This is a genomic window from Mycobacterium sp. NPDC051804, assembly GCF_044452905.1.
Lineage (GTDB): Bacteria > Actinomycetota > Actinomycetes > Mycobacteriales > Mycobacteriaceae > Mycobacterium.
The window spans coordinates 862469-882968 of sequence record NZ_JBITCD010000001.1 but is presented as its reverse complement, the minus strand read 5'-3'; the positions used below and the strand labels follow the sequence as shown (position 1 = coordinate 882968).

At 65.6% G+C, this 20500-nt stretch carries 21 protein-coding genes and 1 tRNA gene; 9 read left to right on the top strand and 13 right to left on the bottom strand.

Going from position 1 to position 20500, the window contains the following annotated elements:
- Positions 1-6 precede the first annotated feature (6 nt).
- On the top strand, positions 7-1266 hold the full coding sequence (locus ACIA48_RS04280) for a YibE/F family protein (protein WP_396727922.1): 1260 nt from the start codon (positions 7-9) through the stop codon (positions 1264-1266).
- Here the strand turns inward: ACIA48_RS04280 and rfbA are convergent.
- The 4 genes from rfbA to ACIA48_RS04260 are packed head-to-tail and all read right to left on the bottom strand — an operon-like array spanning position 1220 to position 4526.
- Positions 1220-2083, bottom strand: a complete 864-nt coding sequence (gene rfbA, locus ACIA48_RS04275; RefSeq protein ID WP_396727920.1) for a glucose-1-phosphate thymidylyltransferase RfbA — start codon at positions 2081-2083, stop codon at positions 1220-1222. The two genes, ACIA48_RS04280 and rfbA, sit on opposite strands and share 47 nt — an antisense overlap.
- Complete coding sequence (locus ACIA48_RS04270; RefSeq protein WP_396727918.1) at positions 2083-2430, bottom strand: nuclear transport factor 2 family protein; 348 nt, start codon at positions 2428-2430, stop codon at positions 2083-2085. Before ACIA48_RS04270 ends, rfbA begins: the two co-directional genes overlap by 1 nt.
- Positions 2431-2449: 19 nt before the next feature.
- A complete protein-coding gene (locus tag ACIA48_RS04265; RefSeq protein WP_396727916.1) occupies positions 2450-3199 on the bottom strand; it encodes a maleylpyruvate isomerase family mycothiol-dependent enzyme in 750 nt (249 codons plus the stop codon).
- A gap of 1 nt (position 3200) precedes the next feature.
- Positions 3201-4526: a cytochrome P450 gene (locus tag ACIA48_RS04260; protein ID WP_396727914.1), complete on the bottom strand. Its 1326-nt coding sequence runs from the start codon at positions 4524-4526 to the stop codon at positions 3201-3203.
- Between the two features lie 16 nt (positions 4527-4542).
- On the opposite strand from ACIA48_RS04260, the gene ACIA48_RS04255 reads away from it, so the two are divergent.
- Positions 4543-5160 (top strand): TetR/AcrR family transcriptional regulator, encoded by a 618-nt coding sequence (locus ACIA48_RS04255; protein ID WP_396727912.1) that lies wholly within the window; start codon positions 4543-4545, stop codon positions 5158-5160.
- Here the strand turns inward: ACIA48_RS04255 and ACIA48_RS04250 are convergent.
- The 4 genes from ACIA48_RS04250 to dcd all read right to left on the bottom strand — a co-directional run bounded on the left by ACIA48_RS04250 (position 5138) and on the right by dcd (position 10413).
- Positions 5138-6487 (bottom strand): UDP-glucose dehydrogenase family protein, encoded by a 1350-nt coding sequence (locus tag ACIA48_RS04250; RefSeq protein WP_396727911.1) that lies wholly within the window; start codon positions 6485-6487, stop codon positions 5138-5140. The two genes, ACIA48_RS04255 and ACIA48_RS04250, sit on opposite strands and share 23 nt — an antisense overlap.
- Before the next feature lie 90 nt (positions 6488-6577).
- Positions 6578-8167, bottom strand: a complete 1590-nt coding sequence (locus ACIA48_RS04245) for a hypothetical protein (RefSeq protein ID WP_396727909.1) — start codon at positions 8165-8167, stop codon at positions 6578-6580.
- 244 nt (positions 8168-8411) lie between these two features.
- Complete coding sequence (locus ACIA48_RS04240) at positions 8412-9728, bottom strand: ammonium transporter (protein ID WP_396727907.1); 1317 nt, start codon at positions 9726-9728, stop codon at positions 8412-8414.
- A 112-nt stretch (positions 9729-9840) separates the two neighbouring features.
- A complete protein-coding gene (dcd, locus tag ACIA48_RS04235; RefSeq protein WP_396727905.1) occupies positions 9841-10413 on the bottom strand; it encodes a dCTP deaminase in 573 nt (190 codons plus the stop codon).
- Between the two features lie 57 nt (positions 10414-10470).
- Between dcd and ACIA48_RS04230 the strand changes: the two genes are divergently transcribed.
- A tRNA-Gly gene (locus ACIA48_RS04230) sits at positions 10471-10544 on the top strand.
- On the opposite strand, the gene ACIA48_RS04225 is transcribed toward ACIA48_RS04230, so the two are convergent.
- The gene (locus ACIA48_RS04225) at positions 10533-11492 is read right to left on the bottom strand and encodes a TauD/TfdA family dioxygenase (RefSeq protein ID WP_396727903.1); all 960 of its coding nucleotides are present in this window, start codon (positions 11490-11492) and stop codon (positions 10533-10535) included. The genes ACIA48_RS04230 and ACIA48_RS04225 overlap by 12 nt on opposite strands.
- Positions 11493-11623: 131 nt before the next feature.
- Here ACIA48_RS04225 and ACIA48_RS04220 point away from each other — a divergent pair, with 131 nt between their 5' ends.
- From ACIA48_RS04220 to ACIA48_RS04210, 3 genes are read left to right on the top strand one after another with little or no spacing between them, the layout of a single operon-like run.
- Positions 11624-12673 carry an AbrB family transcriptional regulator gene (locus ACIA48_RS04220; RefSeq protein ID WP_396727901.1) on the top strand — a complete coding sequence of 350 codons (1050 nt, stop codon included), beginning with the start codon at positions 11624-11626 and terminating at the stop codon, positions 12671-12673.
- Positions 12674-12714: 41 nt separating this feature from the next.
- Positions 12715-13113 carry a hypothetical protein gene (locus ACIA48_RS04215; RefSeq protein WP_396727899.1) on the top strand — a complete coding sequence of 133 codons (399 nt, stop codon included), beginning with the start codon at positions 12715-12717 and terminating at the stop codon, positions 13111-13113.
- A gap of 20 nt (positions 13114-13133) precedes the next feature.
- Positions 13134-13619 (top strand): quercetin 2,3-dioxygenase, encoded by a 486-nt coding sequence (locus ACIA48_RS04210; RefSeq protein WP_396727897.1) that lies wholly within the window; start codon positions 13134-13136, stop codon positions 13617-13619.
- On the opposite strand, the gene ACIA48_RS04205 is transcribed toward ACIA48_RS04210, so the two are convergent.
- A complete protein-coding gene (locus ACIA48_RS04205; protein ID WP_396727895.1) occupies positions 13616-14314 on the bottom strand; it encodes a DUF427 domain-containing protein in 699 nt (232 codons plus the stop codon). The genes ACIA48_RS04210 and ACIA48_RS04205 overlap by 4 nt on opposite strands.
- 236 nt (positions 14315-14550) lie before the next feature.
- Between ACIA48_RS04205 and ACIA48_RS04200 the strand changes: the two genes are divergently transcribed.
- Positions 14551-14877, top strand: a complete 327-nt coding sequence (locus ACIA48_RS04200; protein ID WP_396727893.1) for a CD225/dispanin family protein — start codon at positions 14551-14553, stop codon at positions 14875-14877.
- A 23-nt stretch (positions 14878-14900) separates the two neighbouring features.
- A complete protein-coding gene (locus ACIA48_RS04195; RefSeq protein ID WP_396727891.1) occupies positions 14901-15305 on the top strand; it encodes a DUF2752 domain-containing protein in 405 nt (134 codons plus the stop codon).
- A gap of 10 nt (positions 15306-15315) precedes the next feature.
- Here ACIA48_RS04195 and ACIA48_RS04190 read toward each other — a convergent pair whose 3' ends face one another.
- Positions 15316-16647 carry an FAD-dependent oxidoreductase gene (locus ACIA48_RS04190; RefSeq protein ID WP_396727889.1) on the bottom strand — a complete coding sequence of 444 codons (1332 nt, stop codon included), beginning with the start codon at positions 16645-16647 and terminating at the stop codon, positions 15316-15318.
- 1 nt (position 16648) lies between these two features.
- Positions 16649-18835 (bottom strand): protein kinase, encoded by a 2187-nt coding sequence (locus ACIA48_RS04185; RefSeq protein ID WP_396727887.1) that lies wholly within the window; start codon positions 18833-18835, stop codon positions 16649-16651.
- A gap of 105 nt (positions 18836-18940) precedes the next feature.
- Between ACIA48_RS04185 and ACIA48_RS04180 the strand changes: the two genes are divergently transcribed.
- Complete coding sequence (locus ACIA48_RS04180) at positions 18941-19714, top strand: SDR family NAD(P)-dependent oxidoreductase (RefSeq protein ID WP_396727885.1); 774 nt, start codon at positions 18941-18943, stop codon at positions 19712-19714.
- 10 nt (positions 19715-19724) lie between these two features.
- On the opposite strand, the gene ACIA48_RS04175 is transcribed toward ACIA48_RS04180, so the two are convergent.
- On the bottom strand, positions 19725-20387 hold the full coding sequence (locus ACIA48_RS04175; protein WP_396727883.1) for a hypothetical protein: 663 nt from the start codon (positions 20385-20387) through the stop codon (positions 19725-19727).
- Between the last annotated feature and the right edge of the window lie 113 nt (positions 20388-20500).

The window sequence follows — 20500 nt, the reverse complement described above, 5'->3', positions numbered from 1 at the left end:
TTGCGGGTGACGCATTCGCACGCCCATTCGCATTCCCTCAGCGGCCCGTCACCGCTGGGGCCGTTGGCCGCCAAGGTCGTCGTCGGACTGCTGATCGCCATCGGCGTCGTGACGTTGGCCGGGGCGGCGTGGCTCTGGCCCAGTCAGCAGAAGGTCGACATCCCGCTGCCGTTCCAGAACGCCGAGGGCGGCGCCGTCACCACCGAGGCCGGTCACGTGGTGTCCAGCACCGCGGCGACGTGCGGTTACCAATCGGTCGGGGCGGTGCTGACGGCCCCGCCGGCACCCACCGAAGGCGAGGGCGCCAAATGCGTGCAGGCATTCATCGCGATCGACTCCGGTCCTAACGCGGGTGCCAACACGCTGCTGGAGTTCAGCGGCGGGGCCGGCCAGCCGCAGCTCGCGGTTGGCGATGCGATCAGAGTCACCCGCCAGGTCGACCCGACCGGCACCACGACTTATTCGTTCTACGACTACGAGCGGACGTGGCCGCTGGTCGGCCTGGCCGTCGCATTCGCGGTCGTGGTCGTCGCAGTCGCCAGGTGGCGCGGATTGCGGGCCATCGTCGGGATCGTCGTCGCGTTCTTGGTGCTGGTCGCGTTCATGCTGCCCGCCCTGCGCGACGGAACTGCCGCCATCCCCGTCGCGCTGGTGGCATCGTCGGTGATCTTGTACGCGGTGATCTACCTGGCACACGGTGTGAGCCTGCGTACCAGCGCGGCCCTGCTCGGGACGCTGGCATCGCTTTTACTTGCGGCCGTATTGTCTTGGGCCGCAATCGAGTTGACTCATCTCACCGGTCTCTCCGAGGAAGAGAACAACGCGGTTGCGACGTACCTGGGCAACGTGTCGATCACCGGGCTGCTGTTGGCCGGTTTCATCGTCGGTTCACTGGGTGTGCTCAACGACGTCACCGTCACACAGGCGTCGACGGCCTTCGAGCTGGCCGCGCTGGAAGGCACCTCTCGCCGCGCGGTGTTCGTCGGCGCTATGCGGGTGGGCCGTGATCACATCGCGAGCACCGTGTACACGCTGGTGCTGGCCTACGCAGGTAGCGCGCTGCCGCTGCTGCTGCTGTTCAGCGTCGCCAACCGCTCACTGGGCGACGTGCTGACGAGCGAGAGCGTCGCCATCGAGATCGCGCGGTCCGCCGTCGGCGGCATTGCGCTTGCGCTTTCGGTGCCGCTGACGACGGCGATCGCCGCGGTGCTCGCGACGCCTAGCGCTCCAGCAGCCCCAGCAGGTAACGGCCATAGCCCGACTTGAGCAGAGTCTTTGCGCGCGCGGCCAACTGCTCGTCGTCGATGAAGCCGACCTGCCACGCCACTTCCTCGGGGACGCTGATCTTCAAGCCCTGCCTGCGCTCGATGGTGCGCACGAAGTCGCTGGCATCGAGCAGCGAGTCGAAGGTTCCGGTGTCCAGCCAGGCCGTGCCGCGAGCGAGGACCTCCACCGAAAGCCGACCCTGGTTGAGGTAGGTCTGGTTGATGTCGGTGATCTCGTATTCGCCTCGCGCCGAGGGCTTCAGGCCACGTGCGATCTCGATGACGTCGTTGTCGTAGAAGTACAGCCCCGGCACAGCATATTGCGATTTCGGAGTCTCGGGCTTCTCCTCCAGCGATAACGCGACGCCGTCTTCGCTGAACTCCACCACGCCGTAGGCCGAGGGGTTGGCGACCCAGTAGGCGAAAACCGCACCGCCGCTGATCTCATGGAATCGCGACAGGCTGGTGCCCAGACGCGGGCCGTAGAAGATGTTGTCCCCCAGCACAAGTGCCACCGGCTCGTTCCCGATGTGGTTGGCACCGATCACGAACGCCTGCGCCAGGCCGTCGGGTTTCTCCTGCACGGCATACGTGAGGTTGATGCCGAATTGCGAACCGTCACCGAGCAATCGGTGAAAGGCGGGTGCGTCGTCCGCGGTGGTGATGATCTGGATGTCGCGGATCCCGGCCATCATCAACGTGGACAGCGGGTAGTAGATCATCGGCTTGTCGTACACCGGGACCAGCTGCTTACTCACGCCAATCGTGATCGGATACAGCCGCGTCCCCGAGCCCCCGGCCAGAATGATCCCCCGCATCAGCCCGCCAGATCCCTTTCGCTCAGCTCGGTGGCCGCCAGCGCCGACGCGAGGTCGTGATGCCGGAACACCGAGGTGACGTGGTCGCGCACGACGCGGAACGCCGCCGCCTTGCCGTCTTCCTCCTCTGCGACGACGACACCGTCGCGGACAAACATCCGGCCGGGAACGGCCGCAGACGTCGCCAGGGAACTCGCCCACTCGCGTAGGGCGCCGTGACCCTGCCCCGCGCCGTTGGCGTCGCCGAACTCGATGTCGTCGCTGGATACCTGGATGAGGGTGTCGAGGTCCTGCTCGTTGAGCGCGTCATGCCAAGCAAGGACGGTCGCGATCTCCGATGTCGTCATGGTCGTGAAAATACGCCACTCAGAACGGTGTGCGCTCGAGCCATGCGTCCCACACCGAGTTGTCACCGAAAACGTCGATATCGAGCTCCGATGCCTGGCGTCGGCGCACGATCGCCAGCAGCAGGTCCCTGACGGGTCCACGCAGCGCCACGTCACCTTTCCCGTGGTCGTGAGTCCAGTTCACCCCATATTCGTCGTTGACGATCGTCCACTCGCCCGTCGGCCCGAGTCCGGCGTCGGTGGCGTGCAGGTGCAGTGCGCGGCCACGGTCCACCGCCGGGCCCAGTCGTTGCGATTGGAGCACCATCAGCTCGATCCACTCACTGATGGCATCGGCCGCCAGTTCAGGGGACGGTCGGTAGTCGACCCCGAGCGCGAGCGCAGCATCGGCTCGGTGCACAACCACCTCGTGCAGACGTCTGCGGATCCAGAACCCGGCGGGCTTCGGCCCATTGAACGTCCACACGCGGGCGTCGGACCCTACCTGCTCGACGGCCATGATCAGCTGCTGCACACCACCGTTGAGCCACGCAATGGCGGCGTCGGGATCGTCAGGCGGCGTGCCGTCACGCACATCACGCGGGTCCAGCGGCTCATTGCGGCGCTCGGCGACTATCTGCGCCGCCCACCGGTTTCCGCGTCCGACGTGGCGAAACAATTGGTTCAGCGTCCAGTTGGGACACGTCGGTACCGGCGTCGAAGGGTCTGCGCCGCGAATCAGTTCGCCGAATGCCTGTGTTTGATCGAGCAGGGCGGCTCGGAAGTCCACCTCACGAACTTACCGCCGTGCGCGCTTCGCCAAGCGCGATCGGTAACGTCGACCATCCCCGCAGCACCCGCGTCTGCCTGCGACTGCCCCCGCCCGCGAGCCGTGCGTCGGGGAAACGTTCAAAGAACGTCCGTAGGCCTACTTCTCCTTCGGCACGGGCCAGCGCCGCGCCCAGGCAGAAGTGCCGCCCGCCGGAGAACGACAGGTGCTTACCCGCGTTGTGGCGTTCGAGGTCGAAACGGTGCGGATCGTCGAAAACCTTCGGGTCGCGATTGGCGCCGGCGAGATACAAGATCACGCCTGCGTTGCGTTTTACCAGCGTGTCCGCGACGTCGATGTCCTTCGTCGCGATGCGCGCACTGAGTTGAACCGGCGAGTCAAGCCGCAGGATCTCCTCGACCGCGGTGGGCCACAGCTCGGGACGTTCGGCCAGGGTCTCGAGATGCTCGGGATGATCCACCAGCATGCGGATCCCGTTGCCCAGCAAATTGACCGTCGTCTCGAAACCCGCGGCCAGCACCAGACCCGCGGTCGCGAGCAACTCGTGGTGGGTGAGCGGACCGCCTTCGGCGTCCTTTGACGCCACGATGATCTGGCTCATCAGGTCGTCGCCGGGGTTGCGGCTCAGCTCGTGCAGATGGTTCGACAGCCACTCATTGAAGCCTCTGATGCCGCGGTAGACCGTTCGGTACTGCTGCCACGTGAGACCGATGTCGAGGCTTGGCGCCCCGAGTTCGCCGAACTCGAGGATGCGGGGCCTGGCGTCGTCAGGTACGCCGAGGATGTCACCGATGATGGTGACGGGGAGTTGCGAGCAATACCTGTCGACGATGTCGACGGTGCCGGCGTCGGTCAGGTCGTCGAGCAGCGCGTTCGCCGAATCCTGAACGCGGTCGCGCAATGCCGCAACCGCGCGGGTGGTGAACACCGATGAGACCAGCTTGCGATAGCGCGTGTGCTGCGGCGGCTCGACCGACAGCATGGACGGGGGCTGAATCGGATGCAGCAGATCGGATTTCGTGCGATCGGCGAGCCACTGCAACGGCTTGGGCAGATTCGAGCCCATCCCGAAGACGTGGAAATCATCGGAGCGCAGCAGATCGTTGACGACTTTGTGGTCAACGGTCATGTAGACCGCGCGGCATTTCACGAGTGGGCCGCGGGCACGCAACTCGTCGATGAAAGCGATCGGGTTCGACCGCACGGTCGGATCGACGACCAGCCGTCCCTGCGGGTCGCCCCGCCGGGCGAAGACCTTGGAGATTCCGCGGATCGATCCGTGCACGGCAAGCCAGTGAATTCGCTGCTTGATCGCGGTCTGAGCCATGTCCATCCGCCCTTCGATGCCATCTAGGGTAGCAACCGAGGAGCGACGGGTTCGCATCCTCGAGGCGGCAGTCGAGGTCTTCGCCGAGCACGGCTACACCGCCGCCAAGATGTCTGACATCGCCGCGCGGGCGGGCGTCGTGCCGTCCGTCCTCTACGACCACTTCGGCTCCAAACGCGAGTTGCACGTCACGCTCCTGCTAGCCCACGCCGAGCAGTTACGGGAGCGCTCGCTGCGACGTCTCGAAGGTGCGACGGTCGAGGAAATGGTGCGCGCCAGCATCGAGAACTACTTCGCATTCGTCGAAGAGGATCCGTTTATTTGGCGCGTCTTCCACCAGGACGTCCCCGCCGACCCGGAGATTGCCGAAGTCCGGCAGGAACTGGCCGACCGCGGCACCGCGGGCATCGCCGATTTGATCCGATTCGGCGCGGGTGATTCAAAGCCCCTGAAAGGCATCACCATTGACGACGCGGCGTGGATACTCGCCACGGCAACCCAGGCGGCGTGTCACGGCGTCGCCAGCTGGTGGTACGGAAACCGTGACGTGCCGCGTGAGCGCGTCGTGGAACTCGTCTTCATGCTGTTGTGGCAGGGCTTCGACGGAATGCTCAAACAAGCGACGGCGGACTGACCGCGTGCGCGCTCTTGCCCAGGCAGTACACCCGCCATCCCGCAGCAGACCAAAGCTCGTCATCGAGGCAATTACGGCCGTCCACAATGACTTTGGCACGCACAGTGCCGACAAGATCGGTCGGGTCGAGCTCGGTGAACTCACGCCATTCGGTCAGCACCAGCACTGCATCAGCGCGTTCACACGCCTCCACCACCGATGTCGAGTAGTTCAGCGTCGGGAACAGACGCCGCGAGTTCTCGATGGCCTTTGGATCGTAGACATTGACGGTCGCACCGTTGAGTTGCAGCATGCCGGCGACGTTGAGTGCCGGTGAATCACGAACGTCGTCGGACTCGGGTTTGAACGCCGCACCCAGAACGGCGATGTTCGCGCCGAGTAGTGAACCGCCGCAGGCATTGGTGGCCAGCTCCACCATCCGGGTACGACGGCGCATGTTGATGCTGTCGACCTCGCGAAGGAACGTCAGCGCGTGGTTGGCGCCGAGTTCACCGGCGCGGGCCATGAACGCGCGAATGTCCTTGGGCAGGCAGCCGCCACCGAATCCGAGGCCCGCGTTGAGGAATCGCCGTCCGATGCGGGAGTCGTGGCCCAGAGCGTCGGCGAGCATCGTGACATCAGCGTCGACGGCTTCGCACACTTCCGAGATCGCGTTGATGAAGGAGATCTTCGTGGCCAGAAACGCGTTGGCCGACACCTTGACGAGTTCGGCGGTCTGCAGATCGGTGACAAGGAACGGTACATCCTCGGCAAGCAGCGGAGCATACAGTTCGCGGACAGCCGCTTCGGCGGTGACCGAATTCTTCGGCACGCCAAGGACAATACGGTCGGGATGCAACGTGTCGTGGACGGCGAAACCCTCACGCAGGAACTCGGGGTTCCATGCCACCTCGACGTCGACGCCTTCGGGTGCCAACGCCCGGGCCCGTTCGGCGAGTTCGGCGGCAGTGCCTACTGGGACCGTGGACTTTCCAACGATCACCGCTGACCGCGACAGCCGCGGCACCAACGTGTCGATGACGGCGTGCACATGCCGCAGGTCCGCACCGTACTCACCCTTCTTCTGCGGAGTCCCGACACCGAGGAAGTGCACGTCAGCGAATTGTGCTGCCGCGTCATAGTCAGTGGTGAACTGGAGGCGACCCGCAGTAATGTTGTCGCTCAACATCTTTCGCAGGCCCGGCTCGTAGAACGGTATATCGCCCGAAGCGAGCTTGGCGACCTTCCCGGGATCGATGTCGACGCCTATCACGTCGTGTCCGAGTTCGGCCATTCCGGCGGCGTGTGTCGCACCGAGATAGCCCGTACCGAAAACTGCGCATCGCATACCACCTCTTTAGGCAGCCGTGATGAGCTAACTGCTACGCGACACTTAGCAGCACACCAACGGCAGGTTACGAGTGCGCGCGGCCTGGTGTCAGCTGCAGAAGATCAGGAAGCAATTCTGCCCTGAACCGCCGCGACCCGACGAGCCCGATCCCGGGTACTGAGAACCACGGCGCGAGCCATCCGACCCCGAGCTGCCACGTCCCGAGCCGCCGTTGTTGAAGCCTCCGTCGTTCTGCGACGGCGACTGCGGAATCAGCGGGACCTGAGGGAGCTGAGGAACCTGCGGCTGCGGCAACTGGGGCTCTTCAGGTTCGTCGTCCCACGGCGGATTCCACCGCGGCGGCTCCCACGGCTTCGGCGCCACGTAGGTCGGGCGCCATGGCGGCGTCCACGGCCGGTAGAACGGCGGTGGGCTGTACACGGGCGGCGGCACGTACACCGGCGGCGGCGCAGGCGCGGGAATCGGGGCGGCCGGTGCCGGTGGCGGAGCCGCCGGGGCTGGTGGTGGAGCCGCCGGTGGCGGTGCCGCCTCGACGTAGACCGTCCGCGGCGGTGCCTGCGGAACCTGCTGGGCCACGGGAACCGGAGGTTTGATCGTCTGCGCTGCGGGTGGCGGAGGCGGCGCCACGAGCGGCTTCGCCTCAGGAACAGGTGCGGGCGCGGGCGCCGGAGCGGCGGGCACGACCGTCGTCGGGACGAGTGCGTTCTGGCCGGGGCTGGGCCGCTGGTCGGCCGTCGGGCGGATGCTCACCGCCAACGAAATGACCAGGGCCACAACGCCGACGACGAAGATGGACGTCAGCGCACTGCCGACGAGCAGGAACGGCTTGCGCTCCCCCTCGGCCAGCTGCATGTCGGTCTGGGGGTCGTAGTCCCCGAGCGCCGCGCCGTCGGAGCCGACCGGCCGGATCTGCGTCTCGACATTGGCGAGCCCGGCGAGGACCGAACCTGCGGTGGTGCCGTCGGGGTCCAGCGAGTAGGCCAGGCCGACAGTGGACGACTCCATGGCCGGAGCGTTGGCGGCGGCCAGAGCTGCACCGCGAGCGAGCGCGAGTTCGGGTTCGTCCGGCGCGTTGACCGGGAGGCTGACCAGATGCCGGAGATGTTCCTTCACCGAGGAGACGTCGACGCCCGAGCCGACGACGAACATGCCCTGAGGAGGCGAGTCCTGCGCGTCGACAGCGGCGGCCATCTCGGAGAGCACGCCCATCGCGTCCGCGCTGTGCAGGCTGCTGCTGAGCACCTTGACGACCGAGCCATCGTCGGTCTGCACGACCGAAAGCGTCGCGGTGTCGCGGTCGATGAACAGCAGCGCGGTGGTGTCGTAGCCGACTGCGCGGCCTGCCGCCTGTGCCAGTGATGCCGCTGCGTGGCTCGCGGACACGAGCATCACGTCGTCGAGGCCCTTGGCCGCCAGCGCATCACGCAGTGCCGCACCCTCGGTGTGGTCGCTCCAGGTGACACCGATCGCCTTGAGGTGATGACCGCCGGTGGCGGCGCTCTCCTGAGTGCCCAGCACCGCTTCGACAACCTGATCGGCCGCAGAGTTAGCCGAGCCTTCCTTCGAGGCGACGTCGAACGAGTCGTGGTCGACGGTCACTCCGTCGGCTTTTTCTCCTTCGACCAGCACCATGCGGACCGTCGTAGGTGTCGTCGACACACCCAATACGATGTCCACTTACCCTCCAATAAGTTTGCTAATCCATCTAATTCTCTGGTGGGCCCCACAATCCGCACGAGCCGACCACTAGTACTTAATCGACCGGATCTGCAGGCGCGTTACATTCAAAACGCATTTGCTGACGGCGATCAAGTCGTAGCCAGATCTATGGCAGCTCCGGCGTCCCGACGATGCCGGTACCTCGACCCTACCCGGGTCAACGGCCGGATGCGCGGGGCCGTTCAAACCGTCAGAAAAAGACTCACTCCGAGCTGTCCTCAGCGGTCTCGGCGCGCTGCCCCAGGGGGCCCGGACCGCCGAGTGTCGGCCGCCGCACGGGCTGGTGTCCGTGCACACCTTCGGCGTAGGCCGTCTCGGCGTGCTGGGTGAAGTCGACGCCCGTGGTCTCGTCCTCGGGGCTGACGCGGAATCCGAGAACGCGGTCGATGATCTTGGCCAGGGCATACGAGACGGTGAAGGCATAGAGCGTGACCACCACGGCCGCCAATGCCTGCTTGCCGAGCTGGGCGAGGCCGCCACCGTAGAACAGGCCCTCGGGGCCGGCCGTCATCACCTCCGCGGCGAGGAATCCGATCAGCAGCACCCCGACGAGTCCACCGACGTAGTGGACGCCGACGACGTCGAGCGAGTCGTCATAGCCCCACCGGAACTTGAGCCCGACCGCATACGAGCAGATGATGCCCGCGGCCAGACCCACGACGATGGCGCCGAGCGTGTTGACCGTTCCGCAGGACGGCGTGATCGCAACAAGGCCGGCGACGACACCGGACGCGGCGCCGAAGGTTGTCGGCTTGCCGTCGCGGAACCGCTCGACGACGATCCAGCCCAGCATGCCGAGACAACCCGCGACGAGGGTGTTGAGGAAGACGGCGGCCGCCGTGCCGTTTGCCGCCAGTGCCGAACCGGCGTTGAAACCGAACCAGCCGAACCACAGCAGGCCGGCGCCGAGCAGGACGAAGGGCAGGTTGTGCGGACGCATTGCGTCCTTCTTGAAGCCGATGCGCGGACCGAGCACCAGTGCCAACGCCAAAGCAGAAGCGCCGGAGACGATCTCGACGACCAGGCCGCCGGCGTAGTCGAGCGCGCCGAGGTTGAACAGCCAGCCGTCGGGACCCCAGACCCAGTGCGCCACTACGGCGTACACGGCGACGGTCCACAGGGGGACGAAAACGCACCATGCCGAGAACCGCGCGCGGTCGGCGATCGCGCCACTGACCAGTGCGGCGGTGACGATCGCGAACGTGAGTTGGAATGTGGCGAAAAGGAGTTCGGGCACAGACCCGCGCACGGTCGTCGGATCGATACCGAGCATGCCGAAGTGTGAGAGATTGCCGATCAATCCGCCGCCGGCGTCCTCGGAGAAAGCGACGGTGTAGCCGAGTAGGAGCCAGGCGACCGTGCACGCGGGAATCGAGATGAAGCACATCATGATCATGTTGAGCACCCCGGTGGTGCGCACCATGCCGCCGTAAAAGATGGCCAGGCCCGGGGTCATCAGCAGGACCATCGCGGTGGCGGCCAGCAGCCATGCGGTCGCGGCGGGATCTATCTCGGGCACGTCAGCTCCTTCGGCGAGGTTCGCCAAGAGCATTTCGGCCCTACGTTTCCGCCGCGCGGCAAAAGTGTTTCCGGAATGTTTCGTGTTTCGCCGCAGTTACCGAAAGCTCACGTCAGCTGGACTTGATGAAGTTCTGATACGAGCGCGACGGGGTGGGCCCGCGCTGACCCTGGTACTTGGACCCGGCCTGCGAGCTGCCGTAGGGATGCTCGGCGGGGCTGGTCAGCCGCAGCAGGCAGAGCTGGCCGATCTTCATGCCTGGCCACAGGGTGATCGGCAGGTTTGCGACGTTGGACAGTTCCAGCGTGATGTGGCCGGTGAACCCCGGATCGATGAACCCGGCGGTGGAGTGAGTCAGCAGCCCGAGGCGGCCGAGCGAGGACTTGCCCTCCAGGCGGCCGGCGAGGTCGGCTGGCAGCGAGCAGCGTTCCAGCGTGGAGCCGAGGACGAACTCGCCGGGATGGAGCACGAACGGCTCGCCCTCCTTGGGTTCGACCAAGGTCGTGAGGTCGTCCTGGCGCGTCGACGGGTCGATATGGGTGTAGCGGGTGTTGTTGAACACCCGGAACAGGTTGTCCAGCCGGACGTCTACGCTCGACGGCTGGATCAGGCTTTCCTCGTACGGGTCGATGCCCAACCGACCGGTGGCGATTTCGGACTTGATGTCACGATCGGAGAGCAGCACGCGACGAGCGTAGCCGCTCGAGTGTTAGCCTTCGTGATCACTGGCACAGCCAGTCACGCCGATGTAGTTCAATGGCAGAACATCAGCTTCCCAAGCTGAATACGCGGGTTCGATTCCCGTCATCGGCTCCACATGTACTTGGCCGACCCCGCGGCGAGCCAGAGCCGCACCAAGCACCGCCGGTGCTCGACCTCGGTGGCGTCGGTGAAGGCATTGCGGTTGTGGAGCATGGTGTTGTTGTCGGCGAAGAAGACATCGCCGGGTTCCATCGTGAAGTCGATGGCGTTCGCCGGATCGTTGAGGATCGCATCGAACGCATCGAGCGCCTCACGCTGGCGCGCGGTGAGCGGATTTCCCGAAAGATGATGCCCCAGTTCGATATGCAACCGGTTGTACCGAATGGCCACACCGTCTTCGGTGTCGGTGAACACCGAGCCACGGGACACGGGGTCCTCGCCTTCGGCGGTGTCCTTCGACCGGTCGAAGAGGAACTCTCCGTAGAGCACCTCGGCTAGATCCGGCCGCGTGGACAGCAGGCTGTTGTAGGCCGTGTGACCGCTGACCATCAGCGACTCACCTCCGGACACTGCCTTGCGCAGGCACATCAGCGCGAGGATGTCGGGACGGCTGCCGACGAAGGCCGCGGCCGAATCGGTGTGGTAGATCATCCCGAGATTCGTCTTCGAACCGCGCGCTTCCATCAGCGTCGCACCGGTGTCCTGAACCAGGTAGACACGATCACCGGCCCGGTTCTGCGGCAGCGGCCGCCCCATATACGTGCCGAGACCCCAGTACAGCATCGAGGCCTCCTCATCGGTCCACCCCTCGGACGGCAGCCCGCGCAGCACGACGAAGCCTGCGACGGAGTGCACATGCTTGCTGATGATCCCGGCCAGCTCGGCGAGCGCGGGATGACGGAAGTCAGTGGCCTCGACGGTATCGATCCGCTTGCCGCGTCGCCGCAGCTCAGACACAACGTGCATGCAGGCCTCTGCCTGGTGCGGCTCGACCGTGATCATGTACGACTCGCCGTCAAAGGAGGTGCGATCCCACACCTTGGATCCGGTCATCATGAGCATCTGCGGACTCCTCTCGTGTATCGCAGGGATGCGTGACACGAGATTGGTGACCGATTCTTTGAAGTTTCTTGGAGCCGTGCACACCGTTGGTTTTTAGGAATCGCCAAGAACAGCATCGGACCCTATGCACCATGAACACCGTCGAGCTCGCCGCAGTCGCTCTCATCTGCGGAGTCCTGGCCTGGACCCTTGCGCGCCGCGCGCCGCAGGCGGTGGCGGCGTCGACCGTGGCGGTCCAGGGTGTGCTCGGAGTGGCCACCGGACTTCTGGTCCGCGAGATCTCGTTCACGTCTCTCGACGCGTCGGACTGGGTAGCGGTGGTGGCCGTCGCCGTCGGGACGCTGACCATTTGCATCGCAGGCGGCGCGCTCCTAGGCATGCACCGCGGGATCAGCCCGCTGACCGGTGCGCTTTCGCTCGTCGCGGGCGGTTCGTCGGGGGTGGTGTCCATCGCGCGCGAGCTCGGTGCCGACGATCGCATCGTCGCGGCAGTGCAGTACCTGCGCGTCGCAATCATCACCGCGGCAATGCCTTTCGTCGTCGCGGTCGTCTTCGGCGGAACCGCAACAGACGCATCGCCTGCCGCCGCCACGAACAGCGTGCCGTTGTTGTTCAGCCTGCCGCTGATCGTGACGATCGTTGTCATCGGCGTAGCGGCTGGCCGCGCGGTGCGGCTCCCCGGCGCCGGGCTGCTCGGCCCGATGGCGATCACCATCGCGCTGGAATTCAGCGGAGTGCTCGCCGGTGTCGACGTCCCGGTGATGCTGGCCCAGGGTGCGGCGCTGCTCTTCGTGTGGCAGACGGTGCTTCAGTTCGACCGCGAATCACTGCGCGCGATCCGCCGGATCCTGCCCACCGCACTGGTGTTGATCACGATGCTCAACGTCGCGGTGGCCGGATTGGGCGTGGTGCTGGCCAACGTCGCAGGCCTCAGTCAGCTCGACGGATATCTCGCGACCAGTCCCGGCGGCATCTACGCCGTGCTCGGAACCACCATCGGATCGGACTCCGACGTGGCATTCGTCATGACGTCCCAGGTGATCCGCGTCGTGTTGATGCTGTTCGCCGCACCCTTGGTCGCAAAAATGTTCCTGCGGTTCACGCCGGAGATTTCGATTCGGCGACATGACGGCCACAACCAGGAATCGCAAGCCGTGCTGACGCCGATCGGGGTGACCTGACCGTTAAATTCCTGATCACTATGACAAAGGTCTTGCGCACAATGGCCATCGCTGTCGCGGCGCCGGCGATCGCGGGCGTCGCACTTGCCGCTGCAGCGGCGGCCGACCCAGCACTCCTGAACGGCACTTATGGCTCCTCTGACGGCGACCCCTACAACGTGTGGACCATCGCGACGAGTTGTGGCGTCACCGGGTGCGCCGGCACAGTCACCAGCAACGCGGGGTGGAGCACCCCCACCACATTCAGCGGTGGCCGCTGGAACTTCACGGTCTCGAAGCCGGGTGGTCTTACTTGCGACGACGGCCACTATGAACCGGCCGTGGTGTCGATGTCGGTCGACCCGGCGACGTTGGCTGGCGTGATGACGTCCGACTCCAACTTCGGGTGTGCGGGCGGAATCGTGACCCAGAGTCCGTTCCAGCTGCAAAAGCTCGCCTGAGCCCTGCACACTTTGCACTCATGACGTCACAAAGTCCCGCGATGATCGCCCGCGACGAGGGCGGGCACTTCCACTTCCTCAACACGCTGTACACCGCGAAGATCAACAGCGAGCAGACCAACGGTCAGTTCACCGCCATGGAGTTTTTGGGTCCCAAGAACTTTGGGCCCCCACTGCACCGCCACGACGCCGAGGACGAACTCTTCTACGTCATCGAAGGCCAGATGTGGTTCTCGTGCGGCGACGTGGAGGCGGTGCACGAGGCGGGATCCGTGATCTGGCTGCCGCGGGGCCTTCCGCACACGTTTCAGGTCCGCTCGGAGACTGCCCGGGTGTTCCAGGTGTCGACGCCGGGAGGCTTCGAAACCTTCGTCGCCGCACTCGGACAGTCCACCGGCGACCCCGTGCTGCCGGCACCCGAGGAGATCGACCCCGGCCATGTGGCGGAGGTCTGCGCCCGGTTCAACATCGAGGTGCTCGGCCCACCGCCCGCACCGCTCGCCTAGCTGAAATGGGTTGCCGGACGGGCTAGTTGCACACCGTCGACGGTGATGTCGACCTTCTCGTTGTAGAACGCGATCATGTTTGCGATCGGCGCCACGGCAGGTAGCGGCCTCTCGTAGGTCCAGGCGAGGTCGGCAACGAGCCCGTCCGCGACGCGCACAGACCAATACCCCGACGTGACGCCCTTGTACGGGCACAGCGTCTGCGTGTTCGACGGTTCGAGGTGTGCGAACGCGACATCGGTGCGGTCGATGTAGTAGCGGGTCGGTAGTCCGGTCTCGAAAAGCATTACCGGGCAGCGGGTCTCGGCCAACGTCACTCCGTCAAGCGCGACCACGACGTGGCGGTGGGAGCGGAGTGCGTCCACGCGCGCATACGGGTTGCGTGGATGGCCGTAGATCGGCTCGTCCTCCTCGAACCAGTCCAACGTGTCCCAACGGAACCGGACCAATCCGGCGAGATCGCCCTCGTCGAAAACCCGCACACCCGGAAGACCCTCGTGTAGAACGTCGGCGCGGACATCCGAGAGCGGTATGTAGTACTGCGGGTAGTACGGCACCTCCCACACATAGCGGGCCGAGGTCGTGTCGAATACCAGCTCGGCGCCGCGGTAGCCGCGAACCCGGCGCGGAGCCGGTTCGATGCGACCGCGTTCAGCGGCCATCTGCGGGTAATCCGATTCCGGCGGCGTGGTCATGCTGCCAGACTAGGCGCGCAAACGGGCGGGATGCGCCCGTGGACAGCAAACCCAACGCGAGAGCCCATACGCTAGAGCGTTCCCGACCGTTGCCAACGCAAATATGCAGGTGAGCGGGATATCCGGGCATGGTCCGGGAACACAATATTGATCTTGATTTTCCCGGCTTTTAGGGCGCTGCTCGGGTACATTTAGCACCGCTTTTCCGTCCTAACGGCCTTAACAGGAAGACGACGATGACACAACCACCGCCACCGCCTGGCAACTACCCGCCTCCGCAACCTCAGGGCGCGGCGCCAAGCTCGCACCTGGTGCTCGCCATTCTGGTGACACTGTTCTGCTGTCTCCCGTTCGGCATCGTCTCGATCGTCAAGGCAAGCCAGGTGAACGGGCTCTGGGCGCAGGGCCAGTACGACGCAGCGCAGGCGTCGTCCGCTGCCGCCAAGAAGTGGGCGATGTGGGGCATCATCGCCGGCGTCATCGTGGCCGTCATCTACGCCATCCTCATGGTCGCGGGCGTCTTGACCTTCGACGGCGACGTCTCTACAACGACTGAATACTGATCGCTACACCGCTTCGGCACAGCGTGCCTGTTCGCCTCGGCGGCCCACTTCTGGTGGGCGCCGTGGCGGCAGGTGCGTGCGCGGTCGTCTGGATCGGTGATCCGACCACACCGGGCGGCTTTCTTCCCGTGTGTCCGACGAAAGCCCTTCTGGGCATCGACTGCCCCGGCTGCGGCACACTTCGAATGATCTACTCGCTACTGCACGGGGACTTCCTGGCTGCGGTGCGTTTCAACGCCCTCGCTGTCGTGGCGGTGGGATTCCTGATCGTCGCGCATCTCGTGTGGACGTACGGCCAGGTCGTCGGCCGCAAGATCGCGGGCTGGCAGCACCACCGCTGGGCCGCCACGGTGACGATGGTTGTCGTGGCAGTGTGGTTCGTGGTGCGCAACCTACCGTTCGAGCCGTTCACCGGCTTGCGTGTTTGACCGGCGAAATCTATTGACGCAGTGCGTGATCGACGCTGCGCAGCGCTAGCGCCGCCGCAGTCAGCGTCGGGTTGACCGCGAGCGCGGTGGGAATCACCCCGACGGTGGCCAGGTAGAGACCCCGCGTTCCCCACACCTCACCGAAGCCGTCGGTCACCGACGTCCCGTCATCGACGGCGCCCATGCGGCACGTGCCCATCACATGCGCGAACCCGAGATCCATCCATTGCGGTTCCACACCCGCGCGGAAACGACCGAGCGCAGCGGCGAGCCGATGCTGATCGGCGAGAACGGCATCCATGCGGGCACGATCGGCCTCGCGCAGCGGGACGTCGAACCACACGCCGCTGTCGTCGATCACCATGGCGTTCTCGGAATGGTTGTCGACGGGGCAGAACGACTGGATTTCGACGAGCCGGTTGGCCGCCACTTCGATGTCAGGGCGCGCGGCGGGTGCCGGACAGGTATCCCGCAGGATCATCGTGTTCCACGGCGCCGCGACCGTCGGTGGGATCTGCAGCCGAGGCGCAATGTCGTAACCGTCACCGCGGCAGAGGCTTTCGTCGAGCACCAACTGCGAGAACAACACGGGATGGTAGGTGACGTACTTTCCGAGCGCCGCGGACCCGAGCCCAGATCGGTGCAGCAGCAACGGTGTGTCAAAGGCGCCCGCAGCCACCACCACGACCTCGGCATCAATGCGCTCACCGTCCGTGAGCTCGACGCCCACGACACGCTCGCCATCGGTATCGACACGGCGCACCTCGCCATGTCGCACGCCCACGTCGGCCCCGGCGAGGATGTCCTCGGACGCGACGTAGTGGATGGTGGCGGTATCCACAAGCCTTCCCGCCATTGGCTGTCCGACGATCTCGCGACCATCCTCGGCGAGCGGAGCGCGCAGCCGTTCGGTGATGCACCGCTGGCGTACCGAGGCGTCGAACGTGTCGTCGCGGACGTCGAAATACCGTTCGGCGTCCTCGAGATACCGGTCCCACTCGACATCCGGCATCACCGGCCACAGTTCGAATGCGGCAGGGCGCGGGCAGTTGTTGGTCCACAGCACGCCTTGACCGCCGACCGCAGTCGTCGTCGACGCGCCGGGCAGTCCGGCCGGCGGCGCGGTCTCGTCGAAATAGCGGAAGTAGCCTTCAATACCGGCGAAATAGGAGTCCGGATCTTGTTGGAAGCGAGCCTGATTGCGGACATGGCTACCCGGCGGCGACGAGATCGGCTCACCCGCTTCGAGCAGCGTCACCTGCTCACCCGCCTCGCAGAAACGCCGGGCGGCCACCGCGCCGATCGGGCCGCTGCCGACGACAACGATGCCGCGACGCGCCATATCAGGGGTTACGAATGCAGTCGTACGTCAGGGGGACGTCCGGTCCCAGTTCGACGACCTCGAACGCCTCGGGAGTGATCGCGCTGAACGTATCCGAGGCGATACCAAGGTCCGCCCACTTTGCGGTGCTCGTCCGGTCGTCAGAGAAGGTCAGCGGGACCTGGCCGCCGTCGGCAAGCAGCATTCCGTGGGTTTTGAGGGCTTTGATCACCACCTTCTGCGGGTCGGTGTAGCCCGACTCGTCGAAGTCGGCCTTCAGCCGGAGTCGCACACCGAAGGGGGGTGCGTTGGGGTCGGTGCTTTCGGGACCACCGGCGTGGCTCGCCGGGTGCACATAGACACCTGCTCTTATCCGGTCGTTGGGCAGGATGAACCGGATCGCGTGATCGATTGAGCCCGACGCGACTTGGTCGGCGGTGGGCGTCATGGCGGCGATGGGAAAACCGCCCGCGTCTGCGCTCGTGCACTGATCGCCGCGCAGGTTGTCCGGGTACTCCTTGTTCAGATCCCAGATGAAGAAGCCTTGGGCCCTTATGTTTTCGCCGTCCTTCGTCGACTGGTACGTCTCGTAGAGCTTCTGACCGTCGCGGTCGACCACAAGCAGTTGGCAGTCCCCCTGGCCCTCGGTGTTCCCGGACGGATCGCACTGGAGATCCGGTGAGCCACCGATGTTGGCGTTCTCCGGGACCGGCATCTCGGCGGGCACCGCGTCGCAGGCCGGACCTCCGAAGCAGTAGTCGTCGGTGCCGACCACCTGCATCCGCGGCGTGCTGCCGTCGGCGAAGAGGACCGCGTTCGAAAAGTCGATCTGCAGCCTGTTCTCGGTGCCCCAACCGCCTGCGGCGCTCAGCGCGCCGATGATCGCGTCGCTGCGGTCGGACTTCGGGGCTCCGGAGACGTCGACGGTCCACGGTTGCGTGCCGCTGAACATAGCCCCGGGCGTCGGCTGCGGTCCGGACGGCTGTGTCGACGGCTGTCCCGACGCCGAGGGCCCAGCAGGCGACGACGCAGTGCCGCTCGACGGTGAGTCGGAGTCGCCGGTGAACATCACCACCGCGACGACGGCCACGATCACGACGAGTACCGCGGCAGCCGAGGCCAGCAGAATGTTTCTGCGCCGCGTTGAAGGCGAGCCGGTCGCGGCGGGTGGCGGGGGCGCGACGGGTGGAGTGGGCGGGACCCGATCGGTCGGCGTCCGGTACTGCGTCGCGGCGGCGAATGCGTCTGGGGGTGGTTGATTTATACGCTCGGTCGGTTCCGGTGGCCGGGCGGCCATCGTCGGGCCGGGCTGGTTCATCTGCGCGGTCGGCTCGGCCGTCCACGCCGGCGGCGCGGCCTGCGTGTGGTCCTGGTGTCCAGCTTGGGGCCGAGCCTGCTCCCCGCCGACAGCGGCGCGAGCGGCCGTCGCAAGATCCTTGGTCGAGCGATACCGCTGGTCGGGCTCCTTCGCCATGCCGGTGGTGATGACCTGATCCATCGCCTGGGGGATCTGCGGCCTCACCGTCGACGGCGCCGGAGGGGGATGGAGCATGTGGGCGGACGCGATCTGCTCGAGTGTCTTTCCCGGAAAAGGTGATTCACCGGTCAGCGCTTCGTAGAGCACACATGTCAGCGCATAGACGTCGGCGCGCGCATCTGCCGAGCCGGTGGAGAATCGCTCGGGCGCCATGTACGCCCAGGTGCCCACCGCGGTTCCGGTATCGGTGAGGCCGGCTTCACCCTCCACCCGAGCGATGCCGAAGTCGATCAGGTAGGCGAAGTCGTCCTCGGTCACCAGAATGTTCGACGGTTTGACGTCGCGATGCACGAGCCCGATCCGGTGGGCGGCGAACAGCGCCAGCGCGATCTGCTCGATGATCCTGATGGCGCGCTGCGGGGGCAAGGGCCCGCTCCGGAGCAGTGTGCCGAGGTCCTCACCCTCGATCAGCCGCATGTCCACGAACAGACGTCCGTCGATCTCGCCGAAGTCGTGAATCGGCACCACGTGGGGATTGTTGAGCCCCGCCGCCGCCCGAGCCTCCCGGCGGAATCGTTCCTGGAACGTCTGATCGCTGGCCAGATGGGCTGGCAGTACCTTCACCGCCACTACGCGATCGGTCACCGTGTCGTAGGCGCGCCAGACGTCGCCCATACCGCCCTGCCCGAGTAACTCGACCAACCTGTAGCGACCGAACGGAGTGCCCTCCAAGTCAACCTCCTGGCGGTGTGGCTTTGCTGAACGATATGTCGCTGCGGCCACCTTATGCGCGAAAAGCAGTGGCCACATCCACACCGAAGAATGGCTGGAGGCAATATGTCAGTCGTGTCGGGACAGCTGGAGAACAAGGTCGTCATTGTCGCCGGGCTCGGCGGTATCGGAGATGGCCTGGCGCGCCGGTACGCCGACGAGGGCGCGCGCCTTGTGATCGGTGACCTCGATGAAGAGGTCGTGTCGCGTGTCGTCGCCGATCTCGACCCCGAAAGGGTGCTCGGCGTCCGGCTGGACGGCGCCGACGAAGAGTCGGTCATCGCGATCGTGAAGCTGGCGGTGGACACCTTCGGGAGGCTGGACGGTATCCACGTCAACTTCACCAACGCGGCCGACGCCTACCTGCCCGGCGGTGTCGTCGAGTTGCCTCTGGAGGCCTTCGACGAGGTGATGCGCGTCAACACAAGGGGTTTCGTGATCTGCGTCAAGCACGCGATACCGCCGATGATCGAGAGTGGCGGCGGTTCCATCGTGTTCACCGCGTCGATCGAGGCGTACAACGGCGGGGGCAGCCGGGTCTCCTACGCGATGAGCAAGGCGGCGGAACTCGCGCTGATGCGGCATATCGCCCGCAAGTACGGCCCCAAGGGGATTCGCGCCAATGCCATTGCCCCCGGGCTGATCTGGCACTACAAGTTCGACGAACAGTGGATGCCCGAAGGCGTCGTGGAGCAGACGCGCGCCCGTCAGATGATCAAGTCGCGGTTCGGCAATCCTGATGACGTCGCCGCCCTGGGCGCCCTGCTGCTGTCGGACGACGGCAGCTTCATCACCGCTCAGACGATCAGTGTCGACGGCGGAGTGACTTTCCGCCCCTAGTCAATCCGGCTCAGCGGTAATAGTTTTCGCCGCCGGTCGGATAGCCGCCGCCGGTGGTGGTGACGTGAACGTGGTCGTAGTGGCCGTAGCCGCCGCCACGTTGCGCGCCGTTGGGGGTGTAGTACACCCCGCGCCAGATCGCGTCCTGCATCCCGAACCTGGACGCGTTGCGCAGCACGTAGTCGACGATCTCGTTACCGAGCGCGATGCCTTCCGCGCTGCCGGGGTTGGGGATCATCACGTCGAGGGCCAGGCCGTTGGGATGCCATCTCAAGGCATCGGGCCGAACACCGCCGATGCTGTGGATCTCGGGGAAGGCTGCCGTGATCGCGCGCGACGCGAGGATCGTCTTCACCTGCAGACCGCGCTCCGGGGCGAGTCCGACAGGCAGCGTGCGGTCGACGGTGCGGTACCGCGATGCGGCGATGACGGTGTCGGGAGCGGAGCTCAAGCTGACCTGGCCGACGATCGGCGCCGGGAACGAATTCATCGGAGCGGCGGCCACAATCTCGACATTCCACGGGGCGACCTCGTCGGCCGGGGCGCTCTTGACCGCATCCTTGGTGGGTTGCATGTCGGCGCCCACCGCGAAGAGCACGGCGGCAGGACCAAGCACCGAAGCCAGGACAACCGGCGACTTGCGTCGCTTTTTGGCTAATGAGTGCCGACCCACGCAGTGCACAATAACGGCAATTTGGCGGTTACACAGCATCGGTCCGACCTGCAACGATGTTTCCGCTGGTCACCGGCTTGAGATTGTTTTGTTATCTGTCCGTTATCGGCGGT